Genomic DNA, 20,427 nt, shown 5'->3' on the forward strand with positions numbered 1-20,427 from the left:
ACTTTCATCTGACATCAGAATTTTATAGATGTCAGATTTTTTTATTTTTCAGGGTCAATTGTTATTAAACCAATTTCTGTTCAACTTCAAATTATGACCGTTTAGATTAGATTTTTGTACTTTAAAACTAAAAACAGTAATGAATAGCCAATTTATGTTAAAATTAAAATGTGTTGTATGCCAAGGAGGTTTATATGAAAAAAAGGATAGCTATTTTTATTATATTTATATTTGTTTTATTATTAAACTGTAATGTGTATGCATCTGCAAATAAGATGAGTGGTAATTTACTTCGAAAGTATAAGGTGTATTTGCTTAAAGAAACTGAAGATGAAAATAAAGTATGGAATGTTCCTTTTGAGGATATTTCAGAAGGAAATGTAAAACTATTAGGTGTACGTGTTTACAATGAGAGTGATAAAAGAGCAGTAGATATTGAATATCAGCTAAATTCAGATGGAAAAAGTGTAGATATTATACCTCTTAATGCCTATGAAGAAGGAAAGACATATAAAATTTTAGTTAAAACATTTGTTGAGATAGGGGAAGAAGAGAAGTATGAATTGATTTTAATTTTCCCATTTAAGATTAAGAAGAAAATAGAAAAGATTTCGTATACTGGAGCGGTAGAACATATCTTTATTCATCCTCTTATCGCATATCCAGAGCTTGCTTTTGATGGTGAGTATAGTGAAAATGATATGGATGACTGGTTTATTACCGTTTCAGAATTTAATAGAATGTTAGATCAATTATATGAAAATAATTTTATATTAGTAGATATTAATTCTGTATATGAGGAATATGAGCACGATGGCAAAAAATTAATGAGAAGGTCAGAACTTTTAGTACCAGAAGGGAAAAAGCCTTTAATATTATCAATAGATGATCTGAATTATTATAATTATATGAAAAAAGACGGAGTTGTTCATAAACTTATACTTGATGAAGATGGAGAAATAGCTACATTTTCAATAAATACTAAAGGTAAGGAAGTTATCTCTAGAGAAAATGAATGCGTACCAATATTAAATGAATTTGTTAAAAAACATCCTGATTTTTCATTAAATGGGGCGAAAGGAACAATTGCATTAACTGGTTTTGATGGAATTTTAGGTTATAGAACAACTTTTGATAGTGAAAACCATAAAATTGAGAGACAAGCTGTTAAGAAAATTATAGACAAGCTTAAGGAAGATGGTTGGAATTTTGCTTCTCACAGCTATGGACATATAGATTTTCCAGAAGTATCGTATACCAGAGTGGTGAATGATACTGATAAGTGGAAGAAAGAAGTTGAAAGTTTAATTGGAGAAACACAGGTGTTTATATATCCATATGGATCAAGTGTGAATCCGACCAGTGATAAATTCAAGTATCTACAGAAGACAGGTTCTAAAATTATATGTCCTGTAGGAGCTAGCTCTACAGAATGGATATTAAATATAACTAATGCTGTAATTACAGATAGAAGACATGTAGATGGAATATCTTTAAGATGGCAGAGAGAATCTTTCTTAGATTTATATGATGCTGAAAAGATAATAGATAGAAAAGTAAGACCAAAAAGATAAGATTCATATGTTTGTATATATTTTATTTATTTGAATATGCCTTAATTAGTAATGCAATAAAAAATACAGGAGAAGGAGAAATTGTATGATTAGGATTATAACAATAGATGATGAAGAACCAGCCTTAGAAGAACTTAATTATATTTTAAATAAAAATGAGAATGTAGAGATAGTGGACACATTTTCATCTCCTTTAGAAGCTCTTAAAAAAGTTGAAGTTTTGAAACCAGATGCTGTTTTCCTAGATATAGAAATGCCTGAGGTTAATGGATTTTATGTAGCTAAAGAAATCTTGAAAATTGATAGTAATATTAATATAATTTTTATTACAGCTTTTGATAAATATTCTGTAGAAGCATTTGAAGCAAATGTACTAGATTATATTATGAAACCTGCATCAGAAGAAAGAATTATTTTATCTTTGAATAAAATAGCTTCAACTAAAAATCACTAAAATAATTTGAAAAATTAAAAGATTGTAGGGATATAAGGAAACACCAGCACGATGGAATAATCATGTTGGTGTTTTTTAATTTAAATTCTTTTTTTGTCATATTGAAAAAAAATTTTACTTATCAATGTGGAGATAGATGATAAAAATGGAAGAAATTTGTGATATATAGAAAAATTAGTAGTATTACGTTATAATTGATTTAAATGGATTAATGATAAATCAGTTGATTATTAGAGGAGGAACACTATGGAAAAAATAAATTTATCAAGCCTTCAGCCTTGTGATGTTTTACTATGCAGAGGAGAGGGGCTATTTTCAGATATGATTGTTCTTTTAGATGGAGGTACATATAGTCATGCAGCATTATATGCAGGGAAAATTGATGGTAAGCATTGTATTATGCAAGCTACAGGTAGAGGGATAGTATGTGATCCTATAGAAAAAATTAAAGAGGAAACCTTTGTTGATGTTTTAAGGTTTAATAAAGACAAACATAAGTTAGGAGAAGCAAATTATCCATACAAACCAATTTTGGAAATAGGACAGGCTTATGTTGATTCTCATGTTAAATATGCATATGATCATTTAATAATACTTGCACTACTTACAATTACACGTGATATTCCATTAGATTCTTTTAGTAAAAAACTGTTAAGAGGAATATTAGATCAAGCAGCAGATTTTATTTTTAAACAGTTAGATAAGGGTGTTGTACCTATGGTATGTTCAGAAATTGTATATAGGTGTTATGATGAGGCAGATAATAATAAAAAATATCAATTAAGTATATCTGATTTAACATTAAATAAATTTAGTAAGCATTCTCAAGAGGTAAAAGTAGAAGGTTTTGCAATAGAAAATACTATGGATGATTTGGACAGAGATTTTAAAAAATCAGAAGAGCGATTTTTAGAAGCATATTACAAGAAAAAAGAAAAGGAAAATAAGCTAAAGGGTACATTTACTGATATGGTTGATTCATGTGTGTCACCTAAAGATTTAGAAGACTCAAAGGAGTTAACTAAGATTGGAAGATTAAGTTTTAACTAATCATAATTTTTAAAATCACCACCCAAGGGGAGTTGAAGTCCTTGAAAGAACTTGTAAGGCATAAAAAAAAATTGTACATAATAATACCCTTCATGGTTTTTATAATTGTCGGTGTTATGGGTATTAATAATAGATTTTCAAAAAAAAGATTGGAAGCTAAAGCAGTTGATGGAATTGTTGATTTATCAGAGTGGGATTTAACTAAAGATGGTATTACAGCACTTGATGGTACATGGGAATTTTACTGGAATAAGCTATTAACACCAGAGGATTTTAAAAATGTGAATAATCCTGTGAAAATAGAATTTATAGAGCTCCCTGGCACGTGGGATGGTTTAAAAGTTAAAGATTATATTCTGCAATCTGATGGACATGCTACTTTAAGAGTGAAAGTAAAGAAAAAAACAGAAAAAGAGATTCTATCATTATATATGCCTAGTATCAATTGTTCTTATAAATTATGGATAAATAATGAGTTAATATCAAACGTTGGGATGGTAGGAAAAGATAAAGATAAAGTTAAGATAGAAAGAAAAGAGAACATTGTTAATTTTAAAAATGAAAGTGAACACCTTGAGATAGTTTTACAGATTTCCAACTATGATTCCATATTTAAGGGAGGAACAAATGGAAGCATACTTTTAGGAAATTATAAACAAATACAAAGCTATGTATATAAAAAGATAGCACTTAATTTATTTGTTTTTGGATGTTTGTTTATTATGGCATTTTATCATTTTGGATTATATTTATTACGACGAAAAGACATTTCAACTTTGTATTTTGGACTCCTTTGTTTATGTACAGCATTACGAGAAATCTTATCTTCTCAAATAATAATGGATGAGTTATTTTTAGATGTAAATTGGATTTTACAGGCTAAATGTCAGTGTGTGATAACCGAATTAGCATTACTCATGTTTCTTCTGTTTATAGATTCAATCTATAAAAAATATAGAAATACAAAAGTATATAATGCTCTTAAATATTCTATGATGATGATTATAATTTTTCACTCATTTGCCCCAATAAAAATTGTTGCTAGTACTTTAATTATATGCACATTCATGACAATATTTTTATGTATTTATGGATTTTATATTGTATTGAAAGCTTTAATAAAACGAGAAGAAGGGGCAGTCATAATAATTATTGGAATGTTAATAGTATTTATAACAGTGACAAATGATTTTTTATATAATAATCATATTATTTTTACAGGATATTACACACCAGTAGGATTAGTTTTATTTACATTTGCCCAATCTTTTATGTTATCAAAAAAATTCTCAAATGCTTTTAATACAGTAGAGGCTTTGTCTGAAAAACTTATTTCCTTAGATAAGCTTAAAGATGAATTTTTAGCAAATACCACACATGAACTTAGAACACCGTTAAATGGTATAGTTGGAATTAGTGAAACCTTATTAGATGATAGTAAGAATTTAAATCAGTATCAAATTAATAATCTTTCGTTAATCGTATCTAGTGGTAGAAGGTTAAGTAAACTTATAAATGATATATTGGATTTTTCAAAGTTAAAAAATAAAGATATTACCTTAAATAAGAAAAGTGTTGATATAAATCAGGTAGTAAATGTAGTGCTAGAAGTTTCTAATAATTTAATAGAAAATAAAAAAATTGAATTAATAAGTACTATAAGTGAAGAGATTCCTTATGTATTTGTTGATGAAAATAGATTTGAACAAATTTTATACAATTTGATTGGGAATGCAATAAAAAATACATATGAAGGAAAGATTATAGTTTCAGCTTGTTGTAAGAATAATATGATTGAAATATCGGTTTCAGATACAGGAATTGGTATTCCAGAGGAAAAATTTGAACAAATTTTTAAAGCCTTTGAGCAACTTGAAATGACAGGTAATAACAAGGGTATAGGACTTGGATTAAGTATTACAAAACGATTTATTGAATTGCATGGTGGAGAAATTAAGGTTGAATCTCAATTGAATAAGGGATCAAAATTCACATTCACCCTTCCAGTTAGTAAAGAAAAAAATTCAATACAAATAATACCCCAAAATAATGGTGCACTAAATAAAATTAATACGGTAATTAATAATAAACATATGAACTCCTCAGAAAGTATAAATTCTAATGATGGAGAGTTTAAAATTTTAGTTGTTGATGATGATCTTATAAATAGACAGGTTATTATAAATAATTTTTCTTCTTCAAAATACTTTATTATTTCTGCAAGTGATGGTGAAGAAGCATTAAATAAACTTTTAGAACATAAAGGTATTGATTTAGTTATATTAGATGTAATGATGCCTAAAATGTCTGGTTATGAAGTATGCCGTGAAATAAGAAAGAAATATTCATTGATAGAACTTCCAGTATTATTACTTACCGCATCAGAAAAGACAGAGGTTATTGAAGTTGGGTTTAAGGTAGGAGCTAATGATTATTTATTTAAGCCTGTTGATAAAGTAGAGCTTACAGCAAGAGTAAATACTTTATTAGAACTAAAGAAATCAGTAGAGCAAGCTGTTACATCTGAGCTATGTTTTCTTCAAGCGCAGATAAAACCACATTTTTTATTCAACGCATTAAATACAATAATGTCATTTTGCAGAACAAATCCAGAGCGTGCGAGAGAACTTTTATTGGACTTAAGTAATTATTTGAGAAAGAGCTTTGATTTTAATAATAAAGAGAAATTTGTGTCTTTAGAAAATGAAATGAGTTTTGTAAAATCATATTTAGCAATTGAGAAAGCAAGATTTTCTAAAAGATTAAATATTATATATGATATAGAGCCTAACTTAAATTGCTTGATGCCACCACTTATATTACAACCTTTAGTGGAAAATGCAGTTAGACATGGTATAGCTTCCAAAAGACAGGGGGGGACGGTCAATATTTCTGCAAAAGGAGAGAGTGAATTTGTATTAATAAAGGTTGAAGATGATGGAGTGGGTATTGATAAAGAACGACTTAATAGTATTTTGAATAAAACAATTGAGGGTAGTGTTGGAATGAAAAATATTATTAAAAGATTAGATTTAATTTATGGTTATGGAATTGATATTCAGACTGAACAGGATAAAGGGACAACTATTAGTTTGAAAATTCCATTAAGAAAGGAGAAATTTAATGATTAGGGTTATAACAATAGATGAATAAGGAAACACCACCATGATGGAACAATCATGGTGGTGTTTTTTTTAGTACATATTAAAAAAAAATATAATTGAGGCATATTCTCGCATTATTTAGTATTTATAGGCGAATAATATAATTACTATATATCAACATAAACTTATAATTTAAAATCCTATAATTAAAAAGGGTGATAAACAATGAAGACAAATCTTGATAAAAATATTGATTTTATTCTTAATGAAATAGGTAAGAAAAGTCCTATAACTGTAAAAAAGTTTCTTATAGGAAAAAACAAAACTTTAAATGTTGCACTTATATTTGTTAATGGTTTAATGAGCAGATCCCTTATTGATAGAGATATATTAAATCCATTAATGATTCATGTAAATGAAGAGTTAATCCCAGGAGAAAGTCTTGCTGAATATATTTCTCAAAGATATATCCCTATGGGAGGCACTAAAGTAGAAGAAGATATTAACAAGGTTATAGAATCGATAAAAATTGGAAAGACAGCCATGTTAGTTGAAGGTACGAACAGCATCATAGTTATTGATACCATAGATTCAACTCATTATAGGGCGATAGCTGACCCACCAAACGAATCAGCTATTAGGGGGTCTAGAGAAGGTTTCGTAGAAAACATAGGAGTAAATATTAGTATCTTGAGAAGAAAAATCAAGGACAAAAATTTAACCATGGAAAACTTAATAATTGGAAAACGATCTCAAACCGATGTGGTTATTATGTATATTGATGATATTGTTGATAAGGATGTTTTAAAGCAAGTGCGTAACAAATTAAACAGCATAGATGTTGATTCAATAAATGCTGCTGGTATGATTGAACAGTATATAGAAGATAGCCCTTACTCTGTATTTCCACAAGCCTTTAATACTGAAAGGCCTGATATTGTTAAAGCAAATTTAATGGAAGGAAAAATTGCTATTTTGGTAAATGGAAATCCTAGTGTTATAACGGTTCCAGCTGTATTTATAGAGTTTTTTCAAGCTGTTGAAGATTATTATGAAAGAACAATAGTTTCATCTTTTGCAAGAATTCTAAGAATTTTAGCAGTTTTTATGGTAATAACATTGCCGTCTATATATCTAACCCTCATACAATATAATGCTGAGCTTATACCTATTAAATTTATTAATCCTATTGTACAGTCGAGAGAAGGTATAGCATTGACGCCTTTTCTTGAAATATTGGCAATGGAAGTAGTAGTGGAATTTTTGAGAGAAGGAGGACTTAGACTTCCACCTAAAATAGCTGGAACCTTAAGTATTGTAGGCGGTATCATCATAGGAAATACTGCAATTGAATCTAGAATAGTTAGCCCTACAACTTTACTTGTAGTTGGGATATCTGTTCTATCTACTTTCTTAGTACCTAATTATGAAATGTCACTTAGTATAAGATTTATAAGATTTCCTATGCTGGTACTTGCAAATACCATAGGATTTATGGGGATAGCAGCTGGATGGTTTTTTTTAATGGTTCATCTTTTCTCCTTAGAAAGTTATGGTGTACCTTATGTTTCAATTAAAGAAAAGGATATGAAAGATATATTTATAAGAGCTCCATTATGGATGATGAATAAGAGACCTGAAGCTATTCCGAATAATAATCAAACACGGCAGAATGATTTTAGAAAGCAATTTAAAGGTGAGAAGGATGAATAAAGAAAAAAAGTACCTTTTAACTTCTAACCAATTTACTTTTTTTTTAATGGCTTTTGTAATTGGGCCTGCTTTTTTAAGATTACCTAATGTTATTGTACCAATAGCACAGCAAGATGCATGGATTGCTGCTGCAATTGCAATTATATATCCAGTAGGTACAATTCTTATAAGCTGCTTGATCATTAAGAAGCATCCAAATGAGAATATACTTATCATAAGTAAAAAATACTTTGGTAAAATAGTTGGAACGATATTAAACACTGTTTTTATGTTGCAATTTATATTATATACGGCAGCAGTAACAGAAGACTTTGTGAGATTAACAAGAACTTATATAGTAGGATTTATACCAGCTTCTAAAATTATCGTTATAGCAATTTCTTTAGCAGCTTACAACGCTTTTAAAGGAATAAAGGTTATAGGAAAAAGCTGTGAAGTAATTTCTTATATTTTTATAGTAATGCTATTCTTTTCTTTATCAGCCTTAAAATATGGAAATCTATCAAATATACAGCCTGTTTTTGCCTCTGGTGCAGGGAATATTTTAATGGCTTTTAAAGAGACTCTTTATTTTTATACTGGTTGGGAGGCTATTCTTTTATTTCATCCATATATAGAGGATATTAATAGCATAAAAAAATCAGCTTTAAAAGGTGTGGGAATAGCTGCAGCGATATGGGTTTGGACTGTTTTTATAACTATATACTATTTAGGAGTAGATATAGTACCAAAAAGCTACTGGTCTTTTGTAATGGTTTTTGAAAGTATACATATACCTATAATCAATAATTTTAGATATGTATTTATGTTTACATGGGTTTTGGTAATATTCAGAATTATTTCTAACTATCATTTTGCTACAGCCTTCATTTTAAATGATTTAACTAAAATAAATATAAAAAAATTATGCGTAATTATTTACCCTTTTATTTTTTATTTGAGCTTAAAACTATCTAGTAGTAATTTATTGAGACAAAAATTAATAGGATTTGCCACTCCTGCTTTTGTTATTTTCAATTTAATCTTTATCTCTTTAATAGCTTTATTAGTAAGATTTAAATACAAAATGGGGGAAGGGGTTAAAGAATTAAACTAAGGGGGAAGTGTATGAATAATAAAAAGTTTTCAAAAAATATGGTTAATAATTTTTTGAATCAGAAAAAATATATATTTATTATTATTTTCTCTATTCTGATTTACGTTTATATACGTGATGGAATTGTAAATGTACCAGTTGAAGATCTTGATATTCCCGCAGGAATTGGTATCCATGTAATACCAAAAGGTAAAAATAGTGTTGAATATCAAATACCTATTTCATTCTATAATTATGGTGAAGATATGAAAATTTCAACCCTGACACATACTGGAACAGCAGGAACCATAGCTGAAACTAGAGAGCGTCGTCAGGTATTTAGTAATAAAAAATTGATATTAGGAATTGAAAGAATAATTATATTAAGTGAAGAATTTTCAGAATTTGGTATAGATCATATTATACATACCATGTTTAGAAATCCTCTTATAAATGATACCGGGCTTGTAGCTGTATGTAAGGGAGACCCTAAAGAAATTTTAAGTTTTCAAGTTCCAGATTATCCGAGTTCTTCTGACTATATAACAGCAATGCTGGAGAGTTCAACAAAATTTAATTTTTTCTCAGATAACTATAAATTCATGGATTTATATGTAAGAGTGGATTCGGAAGGAAGAAGTCTTGTATTACCTTACGTAGAACTAAAGGGAGAGCAACTGCAAATTACTGGATTGGCATTATTTAAAAAAGATAAAATGGTTAATAAAATTGACTTGGCTGAATCAAAAACTCTGAATATGTTGAGAGAAAATAAAGTTAAGGGAGTCCTGAAATTACAAGAAAACTCAAAAGAATATTTAACTTATTATGCAACAACAAAAAGAAAAGTTCGTTGTGAAAAGAAGGGGGATAAATATACGTTCTTTATAGACTTATCTCTCAATGGTGATATAGCTGAAAATCATTTATATCACGATATAAGAGAAAATGATAAAACTATGAAAAAATTTGAGAGCGAGATGAATGAATACGTACAAAGGATTTCTAATAATTTCATTGAGAAAATGCAAAATGATTATAAAGTTGATTGTCTTGAATTAGGAAGAGTTGCTGCAGCTAAATATGGACGTCATAAAGAGATTGATTGGGATGAAATAGTTTCTAATGCTGATATAGAAGTAAAAGTGAATGTTAGCGTTGATAAAATGGGAAGAGGCGACTATTAGAAAATTGATAATGAAAGAGGGGGACAGATTTGAATATTGAAAAAAACAATCTTTTGACTCCAAATCAATTTACTTATTTATTAATTGGTTTTATTGTTGGCGCAGGCGTTCTTACATTACCTAATGAACTTGTAAAAACAGCTGGTCAGGATGCATGGATGAGTGTTATCATAGCTTTAATCTATCCCTTATATGTTGTTTTCATTAGTATGTACATAATAAATAAACACCCAAAAGAAAATGTACTTATATTAAATAAAAAATATTTTGGTAACCTTTTTGGAAGTATATTAAATTTTATTCTTATGATGCAATTCATGATTACTTATATAGTAATTATTGCAAATACTATAATTTTTAGTAGAGTTTTTATAGTGAGTTTTTTAGGACCCTTAAAAGTTGCTATGATAATAGTTTTTTTGGCTACTTATTCAGCGTATAAAGGACCAAAGGGATTAGGCAAGATGAGTGAATTAATTTTTTATCTTTTCATTCCAGTATTCTTATTCTCCTTATCAGGATTAAAATATGGGAGTATATTGAATATGCAACCTATGTTTGGGGCTGGTATTGAAAATATCTTGAAGTCAACCCCACAAACAGCTTATTCTTATTCTGGTTGGGAAGCGATACTTTTACTTTTTCCATATGTAAATGATGTTAAGTGTGTAAAAAGGTGTGCTCTAAAAGCTGTTGCAATATGTGGAATTATATATGTATGGGCTGTTTTTATTAGTATATTTTATTTGGGTATAGATATAGTTCCTAAAAGTTATTGGTCATTAATATTAGTTTTTGAAAGTATAAATATTCCTATAATTAATAACTTCCGATATATATTTATGTATATATGGATGTTTCTGGCGCTTAGAGGTGCTGCTAATTACCATTTTTCTGTAGCCCTATTTTTAAATGATTTTAAGAAAATAGAATTAAAAAAAATGTGTTTATTAATATATCCTTTAAGTCTCTATTTGGGTTTTAAATTTACAGATATATTTCTTAAACAAAAAGTAGTGGCTTTTGGATTGCCCTTTTGTATTAGTTTTAATTTGATTTTTTTTACTGTATTAGCTTTACTGATACATCTTAAGGGTAAAAAAACAAAAAATTATAATTAGTCATATTATTGATTAAACTTGGACTTGATACAGATGATTGGGAAGCTTGTAGGGGAATATTTTAAAATGAAAGAGGGGAGGAAATTGGATACTGAAAAAAATAATCTTTTGACTCCAAATCAATTGACTTATTTATTACTAGGTTTTGTAGTTGGAACAGGTTTTCTAAAATTACCAAATCAGCTTGTTAAAACAGCTGGGCAGGATTCTTGGATGTGTGTTATCTTTGCTTTGATATATCCACTATATATTGTTCTGGTTAGTTGTTATATTATAAATAAACATCCAAAAGAAAATATACTTGTGATAAATAAAAAATATTTTGGTAACTTTTTTGGTAATATAATGAATTTTATTTTCATGTTACAATTCATAATTACTACTGTAGTAATTATTGCACACACTATGATTTTTAGTAGAGTTTATATAGTGAGTTATTTAGCTCCCTTAAAAGTTGCTCTTATAACAGTTTTGTTAGTTACTTATGCATCTAGTAAAGGAATAGGGGTTTTAGGAAAAATAAATCAATTAGTTTTTTATCTGTTTATTCTTGTATTCTTATTATCTTTAACAGCTCTAAAATATGGGGATATATTGAATTTGCAACCTGTTTTTGGGGCAGGAATGACAAATGTTTTGAAGACAACCCCGCAAACAGCTTATTCTTACTTCGGTTGGGAATGTTTACTTTTACTTTTCCCATATGCGAAGGATGTTAAGTCCATAAAAAAGTCTGCGCTAAAAGCAGTAGCAATATGTGGAATAATATATGTATGGACTGTTTTTATTACTATATATTATTTAAGTATAGATATAACACCTAAAAACTACTGGTCTTTTGTAATGGTTTTTCAAAGTATAAATGTTCCAATAATTAATAACTTTCGATATATATTTATGTTTATATGGATTGTGATATCCTTTAGAATTACGGCTAATTACTATTTTGTAGTAACCATATGTATTAATAGTTTTAAGAAAATGGATTTTAAGAAAATAGGTTTGTTAATATTTCCTCTTATTCTTTATTTAGCATATAAATTTTCGGATAGAATGCTAAGACAAAAAATTGAGGGGTTTGCATATCCTGCTTCTATTATTTTTAATGTATCATTTATTTCTGTAGTTGCTTTATTAACATATTTTAAGGGAAAAGAACCAAGAAGTTAAACGGAGCCTTGCTATATAGGCTCCTTTTCTATGGCGGATTTTATGAGTTAAAAGTAAGGTGAATAGTTAACTAAAATATGGTAAAATGATTCTGAGAATTAGAAAAACAAATTAAGGAGTAACTATTATGGAAAAAGTCAAAGGGATTATATATACAATACTATCAGCGGTAATCTTTGGAATTATGCCCATATTAGCTAGATTAGCATATGATGGTGGAGTAAATTCATTTACTCTTGTATTTTTACGTTCATTTTTTAGTGTATTTATGCTTCTTGCTTATTTAATAATCAAAAAAGTTAATTTGAAAGTAAATAGAGAACAAATTAAAACTCTAATTATATTGGGGATTTTAGGATACACAATGACAACACTAACTTTATTTTCATCTTACAAATATATATCAGTTGGACTAGCAACAACATTACATTTCATATATCCAGTAGTTGTTACACTTATATCAATAGTTTTATTTAAAGAAAATATTTATTTTAGTAAAATAATTGCTCTTGTACTGGCGAGCATTGGAATTTATTTTTTAATAGGAAAAGATGGGGGAGGGACAAGTATAAAAGGAATCATTCTTGCACTTGTATCAGGAATATTTTACTCCTATTATCTACTTAGTGTAGCCTATAGCAAAATTAAAACTTTAAACTGTTATGTACTTACGTTCTATTTATCGTTTATTGCTTCAATATTTCTTTTTATTGTTGGAATATTTACAGATCAATTATCATTTAATATTTCAGCTAATGCTTGGGGAATATCTGTAATAATAGCTTTTTTTACATCTATAATGGCGGTAATATTGCTACAAATAGGAATAAAAATGATAGGTGCATCTACGGCTTCAATTTTAAGTACATTTGAGCCTATAGTTGGAATATTATTAGGAGTGTTAATACTCAATGAAACAATAACAATAAGAATTATTGTGGGAGGAGTTTTAGTTGTACTTTCTGTAATTATTTTGACATTCGGAGGAAAGGAAAGAACAGAAAAATATTTAAAGGAAAATTGTGGTTTAAACCAATCTAAGTAGTAGTTTAGGTTGGTTTATTATTATACAAAAATAAACTTATGACCAAAAATAATATTAATATACAAATCTCTACTGAGTATGATAAAATACTAAGTTGGAAATAAATTTTATACAGAAGATAGGAGATAGTATGAAAAAAGTAGATATTATTGTTTTAGTAATAATTTTAGTAGCGGTTGTAGGTTTATTTGGATTTAATAAATATAAACGGGATTATGTAGAAAAGAATAGCAGTGAAATATATGTGGATATATACGCAAATCAAGAACTATATAAATCAATACCTTTGACAGATAAACTTGAAGAGGTTACAGAAATAGAAACACCCCTAGGAAAAAATATAGTGAAAATTCATGATGGTGGCGTTGAAATGATAGAAGCGGACTGCAACGATAGCATTTGTGAAAAAACAGGTTTTATAAATGAAGTAGGACAAATGATTGTATGTTTACCACATGAAGTTCTCGTGGAAATACGTGGAGATATTAATGTGGAGGATAAGATTGATGAAGTATCAAATTAAGACAATATATAATATGACCAAGACGCAGAATATGATATTTGTTGCTTTGTTAGTTGCTCAGGCAATAGTACTTAGTATAATTGAAAGAATGATTCCAATTAATTTTGCTATACCTGGAGCAAAGCTTGGGTTAGCAAATATAGTTACATTGACATCTATATATCTTTTTTCATTTAGACAAACATTTTCTATTATTATATTAAGAACGATAATGACTTCTTTTATCATGGGTTCTTTTTCAAGTTTTATGTATAGTATATCTGGAGCGTTATTGAGTTTTTTCGTTATGTATTTCTTAATGGTAGTAAGCAGAGAAAAAATTAGTATTATTGGAGTAAGTTTAGTGGGGGGAGTTTCTCATAACATTGGACAATTGATTGTTGCTATGATGATCATCCAAAATGGAAGAATTTTTTACTATTTACCTTTTTTGATTTTAACAGGGACAGGAACAGGATTAGCAGTAGGAATAACAGCTAAATATTTATTAGGTTATTTAAGAAATTTAAGATATTTTAATTAGTGTTATCTAAGATATGTAATATTTTATCAATATAAAACGGAAAAATGTTTTGTGATTGAATTAACAAAATTTTATCATGAAATATCTCTTGGTTTTTTTTATAAAAAGGGATTAGATTACTTAAAATACGCGGTAAAGCTGTATTTACAATATGAACTAAAAGAATTAAATATACTAAAATTGCATTTTGTTCATATATTTTATATAATTTTAACTTGTGGTTAGTTAAAAAAAATACAATCCACATTACAAAGGAGGAACATATGAAGTACTTAAAGAAGATTGGTCTAGTTTTATTAGCATGTATGATGATGATATCAATGGTTGCTTGTGGAACTACAAAAAATGATTCGGCAACTAGTAATGTTTTTACAGGTGAAGCTGAAGGGAAAAATGGTATAATAAAGGTAGAGGTTACAATTGAGAATAAGGAAATTAAAAAGATTGATGTTGTAGAAAATCATGAATCTGAGTTTACAAAGGACGTATTTACACAAGTTGTAAATAGTGTAGTAGCAGCAAATACTGCTGAAATTGACACAATATCGGGAGCTACATTAACAAGTTCTGCATTAATTGCTGCAGTAGCAGATGCTGTTAACAAATCTGGTATAGAGTTGACTGCAAAGAAAGTAGATAACGGACAAGCTGAGAAGGTTGAAGATGTAACAACTGATGTAGTAATTATAGGTGCAGGTGGTGCAGGTCTTACAGCAGCTATCCAAGCAAAAGAAGATGGGGCTAATGTTATATTAGTAGAGAAGAATGCAGTTGTTGGTGGTAACACTAATTTTGCTACTGGTGGATTAAATGCTGCAGGAACAAAATTTCAAAAAGAAAAAGGAATAGAGGATAGTGTTGAACTATTCATCGAAGATACAATGAAGGGTGGAAAAAATCTAAATAACCCTGAATTAGTAAATGTTTTAGCTGAAAGATCTTCTGAATCAGTTGATTGGTTAACTGAAAGAGGAGCGGACTTAAGTGATGTAGGTAGACTGGGTGGAGCTAGTGTTAATAGATGTCACAGACCTACAGGTGGAGCACCAGTAGGAGATCACTTAGTTAAGGTTTTAAATAAAAATGCTAAAGAAATTGGTGTTGAAATAAGATTAGAGACAAAAGCTATAGAGATATTACATAATGAAAATAAAGTTACTGGTATAAAAGTACAGGATGCTAAAGGTAATGAGTATGTTATAAATGCTAAAGCAGTAGTTGTAGCAACTGGTGGTTTTGGAGCTAACCAAGATATGGTTGTAAAATATGATGCAAAATTAAAAGGATTTGGAACTACTAATGGTCCAGGAGCTACTGGAGATGCAGTAGGTTTATTAGAAGCATTAAAAGCTGGATTCGTTGATATGGATAAAATTCAAACACATCCAACAGTAGTACCAGGTAAGAGTAAGCTTATAACAGAAGCTGTTAGAGGTAATGGTGCTATATTAGTTAATAGAGAAGCTAAGAGATTTATTGATGAATTACAAACAAGAGATGTTGTTTCTGCAGCTGAATTAAAGCAAGAAGGTGCAACAGCATTCCTAGTATTTGATCAAAACGTTAGAGAAAGCTTGAGTGCTATTGAGAAATACTATAAATTGGGATTATTAACAGAAGCTGAAACAGTAAAAGAGTTAGCTGAGAAAATCGGTGTAGATGCTGAAGAATTAGAAAACACAGTTAATACTTATAATACATTTGTTCAAAATAATGAAGATAAAGATTTCGCAAGAGCAAATATGAAAACAGAACTTAATAAAGGTCCTTTCTATGCAGTTGAAGTTGGACCAGCTGTACACCATACTATGGGTGGAGTTACAATTAATACAGAAGCACAAGTAATAACTGAAGCTGGTGAGGTAATTGAAGGTTTATTCGCAGCTGGAGAAGTTACTGGTGGAGTACATGGTGCAAATAGATTAGGTGGAAACGCTGTAGCTGACATAACTACATTTGGTAGAATTGCTGGAGCAAATGCTGCTAAATCTGCAAAGTAGTATATTTTAAATAATAAATAAATAGATTAATAGATAGTCCTAAAACTTAAAGTTTTAGGGCTTTTATTATCTCTCAAATATATTATTTGTATAATAATTCTTGGGTGAATATCAAGAAGATTCAGAATATTAATTGACTCTTTCAGAGATATACCTTAATATTAAATAAAGAGAGGTGATGTCACAATGAATTCTAAATATGAGGTTATTGCAATAGCTCATAAGGACATTGCAGATGAAGTTAAAAATAAATTTTTTAGGTATTCAATCTGTGAATTCGATGAGATAGAGGATATTCAGGCAATTAAAAATATCCAAGGGAGAACAATGGATCTAAATTCAAGAGCTAGTATTTATGTATCATGGTTTGAAGACAAGATTGAGAAGAAAATAGAAGCTGGTTATACAGTTGCCATTCTAGAACTTCCATTTTCATATAAATCTCAAGTAGAACTTCTAGAAAAGCTAGATATAAAACTTGGTGATGATTTATTGATATTAGAGAAAGTTGATGTTTAAAATACCCGATTTCGGGTGTTTTTTTTGTACAGCAATAATTTTTGAAGCTTAAGAATAAAGAAAGAGGGGCATAGAAAACATATACTGAAGTATAAAACATATACTGAAGTATAAAACTATAAACTACCTAATTAATTAAGTAAGACGTATAAAGAATAATAAGGGGAATGAGAGTATGAAATTTAAGAAAAGAGGTTTAAGGGCTTTAAAGAGTATAGCAATGAATATTGCTCCAGTTATAATTATTTTTATTATATGCTTTAGGATAATGGTACCAGTGATATCAAATATAAGTCACTTTGTTTTTTTTAGAGTAAGTGATAGTTATTTAACTTTTAGAAAATATAGTTTAATTTTGGACTTAGAAGCTATAATAAATGTTATTATTTGCTTATTAATTTTAAGAAGGATTTTTAATTACAGTTATATCATTAAAGATGACTTTATTAAACTGAAAAACGGAATACGGCACAATAAGATACAAATTAATGATATAAATGAAATAAGAAATAATTTTAATAAAGAACATAATTTTGACTCATATTTTTTAAATATAAAAAATAAATATTTACTTGAGGTAAATGAAGATTACATAAATAAAGAAGAAAGAAATTTAATTGAAATTTTGAATGAGCAATATAATATTACTATTAATGTGAATTCTGAAAATTTAAATTCGAATATTTAGTCATAAGAATAGGAGCAAGTGTTTCAAGGGCAAAATATACGACATATTAATAAAAACTTATTTGATATTGATTTTTCAGTTTTTTATGAGATTAAAGAAGATGGACAATATGTATATAAATGAATTTAAGATAGACATGTGTTGCTTTGGGTAGCAGTACATGTTTTTATTTATAGTTTTTTTGACAAAATATTTAAAATAGTGCATACTTTAGTGAGGGATTTAATGGTATATTATACAATATTATTAAGTGGAAAGGACTGTTAAGGTATGGTTAATAAGAAACAAATATCATTATTAATTATAGTCTTATTAATAACGAGTTTCACAGGATGCAATTTCGAAATTAATAATCAAAAATATAAAGGTTTAAACAAATCAGGAAAAGAAGTTATGTATGAAGGAGAAGTAAAAAATAAGCTAGCTCATGGCAAAGGAAGGATTTATTACAAAAGTGAAAGTATAGCATATGAGGGAGATTTTTTTGAGGGTAGTAGAGAAGGACAAGGAAAGATGTATTGGGAAAATGGAAATCTTATGTTTGAAGGAATGTTCAAGAATGATGAGGCTAATGGGCATGGTAAAAGATATAATGAAGATGGAGAGTTACTATATGAAGGGAATTTTAGTGATTCAGAATATGATGGAGAAGGAAAGTTATATAAAGATGGCATTTTGATTTATGAAGGAAATTTTATTAATGATAAATGTAATGGACAAGGCAAGCGATATTACCTAAATGGTAACATAATGTATGAAGGTAAATACAAAGATGATCAACGGAATGGTAAAGGTATATTTTATAATGAGCAAGGGATTTTAGTATATGAAGGTGAATTTTTAGATTCAAAATTTAACGGACAGGGTAAAGCATATTATGAAAATTCTAACTTACAATATGAAGGGGATTTTAATGGTGGTAAACGTAGTGGAAAAGGAAAAGCATATTATGAAAATGGAAGCCTCTGTTATGAAGGAGAATATAAAGAGGATTCAGTAAATGGATATGGAAAGTTGTATGATGAGCAAGGTAACATAATCTATGAAGGTATGTTTGCTGAAAATAATTATAATGGACAAGGTACAGCTTATAATCCAGATAGCTCAATATTAAATAAAGGGGAATTTAAAGCTGGTTATATAGTTGAGGAATAATGATTTAATTAAAGACTCAAAGCTACCCATTTCTAGGTAACTTTGAGTCTATATTATCTTTTCCATGTTTCATTTAATTTTTCCATGCTCTTAACTATATCATCAAGTTTTTGAGTTGAAATTAGTATATGATTCTCTTCATTTTTAATTAAATCAGATGCATTATTTACTGATTGATTAATAAATTCTTCAGTATTTGAAATATCAGAAAATACTTCATATATATCCTTTAAATCCTTTAAGAATATATCACTGGATGATGATACTTCATTAGATTTTTCATTTATTAGAATTACATCACGGTCGATTTTATCAAAAACACAACTTGTATTTTGAACTATTTCTACACCTTCTTCTGTATCTAGTACACATTGATTTGTAATATCTTTAGCTAGAATAATTTTATTATCAATATCGGATACAGCAGACTTAATATTTTGTAGATATTCCTCTGTTGATTCAGCTAACTTCTTAATTTCTGTTGCTACAACTGCAAATCCTAGTCCAACTTTTCCAGCCCTTGAAGCCTCAATGGAAGCATTCAAACTTAATAGATTGGTTTGTTCGGCAATGCCCTTTATTACTTCAATACATTCATTTATGGACTTATCAGATTTTTCAACCTCATTCATTACATCGGATACAGCATAAACTCTATTTTTTATTGTTATCATTTTTTCATCCATAGTTTTAATATGCTTATTGCCTTCAGTAACAGTTGTATGGGTATGAGACGCATGCTCTTTCATTGTTTCTGACAAATCTAATATTTTTTCTGATTTATCCACAAGGTTGTTTAATCCTTTAACACTATAAATAGTATTATTAGCTTGGTCTTCTATTGAAGTTGAAATTTCACCCATAGATGCAGATATTTCCTCAGAAATATTTAATAATTCAGTTGAAATACCAGACATATCATTTACTAAATGACTTACCTCATTTGTTGTTTTTGATAAAGCAATCAATGATTTTTCATTTTTTTCACTATTTATTTTTTCTTCTTCAAATTTTTTCTTCTGATATAGTAACATCTTTCTTCCAGATTTACACTGTAAATATGAGCAAATACCTACAATAATAAGTATAAGAGCATAGGAATATATGTGAAAAGGTTCTATTACATCTCCATACCAATCTTGAAAATAATGATCAAACCATACAAAATAAGCTAAGATTATATATATTGAACTAATTATGGCATTTATTATTGCAGCTCTAGCTTCATGATAAAGAGTAGCTGCAGTTATAGTTAAAAGACATATAAGTAAATATATAAAAGCAAATCCATCAAAATACATCAGCATAAGAGGATAAAATAATAAGCCGGTAGAAATAATATATGGACTATACTTCTGTACCTTTTTTACGAAAACTGTGAGTGAAAATAATACACTTAATGCTAAGCAAGGTAATGCTAATAATAATGTAAGTTTTAAATTCATTCCCATAAAGAAAATACTTATTGATGCTATTAAAATCAATATAGTAGCCATTATGTTATTTTTTCTGTATGTATACATAAT

At 28.4% G+C, this 20,427-nt stretch carries 17 protein-coding genes; 16 read left to right on the forward strand and 1 reads right to left on the reverse strand.

Annotation, left to right across the window (positions count from 1 at the left end; translation table 11 throughout):
- Nucleotides 1-194: 194 nt before the first annotated feature.
- The 16 genes from KDK92_RS09350 (at nucleotide 195) to KDK92_RS09425 (ending at nucleotide 18,901) form a co-directional block, all read left to right on the forward strand.
- Nucleotides 195-1,574 (forward strand): polysaccharide deacetylase family protein, encoded by a 1,380-nt coding sequence (locus KDK92_RS09350; RefSeq protein ID WP_250858997.1) that lies wholly within the window; start codon nucleotides 195-197, stop codon nucleotides 1,572-1,574.
- Between the two features lie 85 nt (nucleotides 1,575-1,659).
- Nucleotides 1,660-2,028 carry a LytR/AlgR family response regulator transcription factor gene (locus KDK92_RS09355; protein WP_250858998.1) on the forward strand — a complete coding sequence of 123 codons (369 nt, stop codon included), beginning with the start codon at nucleotides 1,660-1,662 and terminating at the stop codon, nucleotides 2,026-2,028.
- 246 nt (nucleotides 2,029-2,274) lie between these two features.
- On the forward strand, nucleotides 2,275-3,078 hold the full coding sequence (locus tag KDK92_RS09360) for a C40 family peptidase (RefSeq protein ID WP_250858999.1): 804 nt from the start codon (nucleotides 2,275-2,277) through the stop codon (nucleotides 3,076-3,078).
- A gap of 41 nt (nucleotides 3,079-3,119) precedes the next feature.
- Complete coding sequence (locus KDK92_RS09365) at nucleotides 3,120-6,209, forward strand: hybrid sensor histidine kinase/response regulator (protein WP_250859000.1); 3,090 nt, start codon at nucleotides 3,120-3,122, stop codon at nucleotides 6,207-6,209.
- Nucleotides 6,210-6,407: 198 nt separating this feature from the next.
- Complete coding sequence (locus tag KDK92_RS09370; RefSeq protein WP_250859001.1) at nucleotides 6,408-7,895, forward strand: spore germination protein; 1,488 nt, start codon at nucleotides 6,408-6,410, stop codon at nucleotides 7,893-7,895.
- Nucleotides 7,888-8,991, forward strand: a complete 1,104-nt coding sequence (locus tag KDK92_RS09375) for a GerAB/ArcD/ProY family transporter (protein WP_250859002.1) — start codon at nucleotides 7,888-7,890, stop codon at nucleotides 8,989-8,991. The genes KDK92_RS09370 and KDK92_RS09375 overlap by 8 nt, the downstream gene beginning before the upstream one ends.
- An 11-nt stretch (nucleotides 8,992-9,002) precedes the next feature.
- A complete protein-coding gene (locus tag KDK92_RS09380; protein ID WP_250859003.1) occupies nucleotides 9,003-10,157 on the forward strand; it encodes a Ger(x)C family spore germination protein in 1,155 nt (384 codons plus the stop codon).
- Between the two features lie 29 nt (nucleotides 10,158-10,186).
- Nucleotides 10,187-11,278 (forward strand): GerAB/ArcD/ProY family transporter, encoded by a 1,092-nt coding sequence (locus KDK92_RS09385; protein ID WP_250859004.1) that lies wholly within the window; start codon nucleotides 10,187-10,189, stop codon nucleotides 11,276-11,278.
- An 84-nt stretch (nucleotides 11,279-11,362) separates the two neighbouring features.
- The gene (locus tag KDK92_RS09390) at nucleotides 11,363-12,448 is read left to right on the forward strand and encodes a GerAB/ArcD/ProY family transporter (RefSeq protein WP_250859005.1); all 1,086 of its coding nucleotides are present in this window, start codon (nucleotides 11,363-11,365) and stop codon (nucleotides 12,446-12,448) included.
- 127 nt (nucleotides 12,449-12,575) lie between these two features.
- Nucleotides 12,576-13,493 carry a DMT family transporter gene (locus KDK92_RS09395; protein ID WP_250859006.1) on the forward strand — a complete coding sequence of 306 codons (918 nt, stop codon included), beginning with the start codon at nucleotides 12,576-12,578 and terminating at the stop codon, nucleotides 13,491-13,493.
- A gap of 130 nt (nucleotides 13,494-13,623) precedes the next feature.
- On the forward strand, nucleotides 13,624-14,016 hold the full coding sequence (locus tag KDK92_RS09400) for a NusG domain II-containing protein (protein ID WP_250859007.1): 393 nt from the start codon (nucleotides 13,624-13,626) through the stop codon (nucleotides 14,014-14,016).
- Complete coding sequence (locus KDK92_RS09405) at nucleotides 14,000-14,539, forward strand: Gx transporter family protein (RefSeq protein ID WP_250859008.1); 540 nt, start codon at nucleotides 14,000-14,002, stop codon at nucleotides 14,537-14,539. Before KDK92_RS09400 ends, KDK92_RS09405 begins: the two co-directional genes overlap by 17 nt.
- A gap of 263 nt (nucleotides 14,540-14,802) precedes the next feature.
- Nucleotides 14,803-16,539 carry a flavocytochrome c gene (locus KDK92_RS09410; protein WP_250859009.1) on the forward strand — a complete coding sequence of 579 codons (1,737 nt, stop codon included), beginning with the start codon at nucleotides 14,803-14,805 and terminating at the stop codon, nucleotides 16,537-16,539.
- A 186-nt stretch (nucleotides 16,540-16,725) separates the two neighbouring features.
- The gene (locus KDK92_RS09415; RefSeq protein WP_250859010.1) at nucleotides 16,726-17,058 is read left to right on the forward strand and encodes a hypothetical protein; all 333 of its coding nucleotides are present in this window, start codon (nucleotides 16,726-16,728) and stop codon (nucleotides 17,056-17,058) included.
- A 175-nt stretch (nucleotides 17,059-17,233) separates the two neighbouring features.
- On the forward strand, nucleotides 17,234-17,746 hold the full coding sequence (locus KDK92_RS09420; protein ID WP_250859011.1) for a hypothetical protein: 513 nt from the start codon (nucleotides 17,234-17,236) through the stop codon (nucleotides 17,744-17,746).
- 270 nt (nucleotides 17,747-18,016) lie between these two features.
- Nucleotides 18,017-18,901, forward strand: a complete 885-nt coding sequence (locus tag KDK92_RS09425; protein WP_250859012.1) for an MORN repeat-containing protein — start codon at nucleotides 18,017-18,019, stop codon at nucleotides 18,899-18,901.
- A gap of 53 nt (nucleotides 18,902-18,954) precedes the next feature.
- On the opposite strand, the gene KDK92_RS09430 is transcribed toward KDK92_RS09425, so the two are convergent.
- Nucleotides 18,955-20,424, reverse strand: a complete 1,470-nt coding sequence (locus KDK92_RS09430) for a methyl-accepting chemotaxis protein (protein ID WP_250859013.1) — start codon at nucleotides 20,422-20,424, stop codon at nucleotides 18,955-18,957.
- Nucleotides 20,425-20,427: the final 3 nt, after the last annotated feature.

This window comes from Oceanirhabdus seepicola (genome assembly GCF_023684385.1).
Lineage (GTDB): Bacteria > Bacillota > Clostridia > Clostridiales > Clostridiaceae > Oceanirhabdus > Oceanirhabdus seepicola.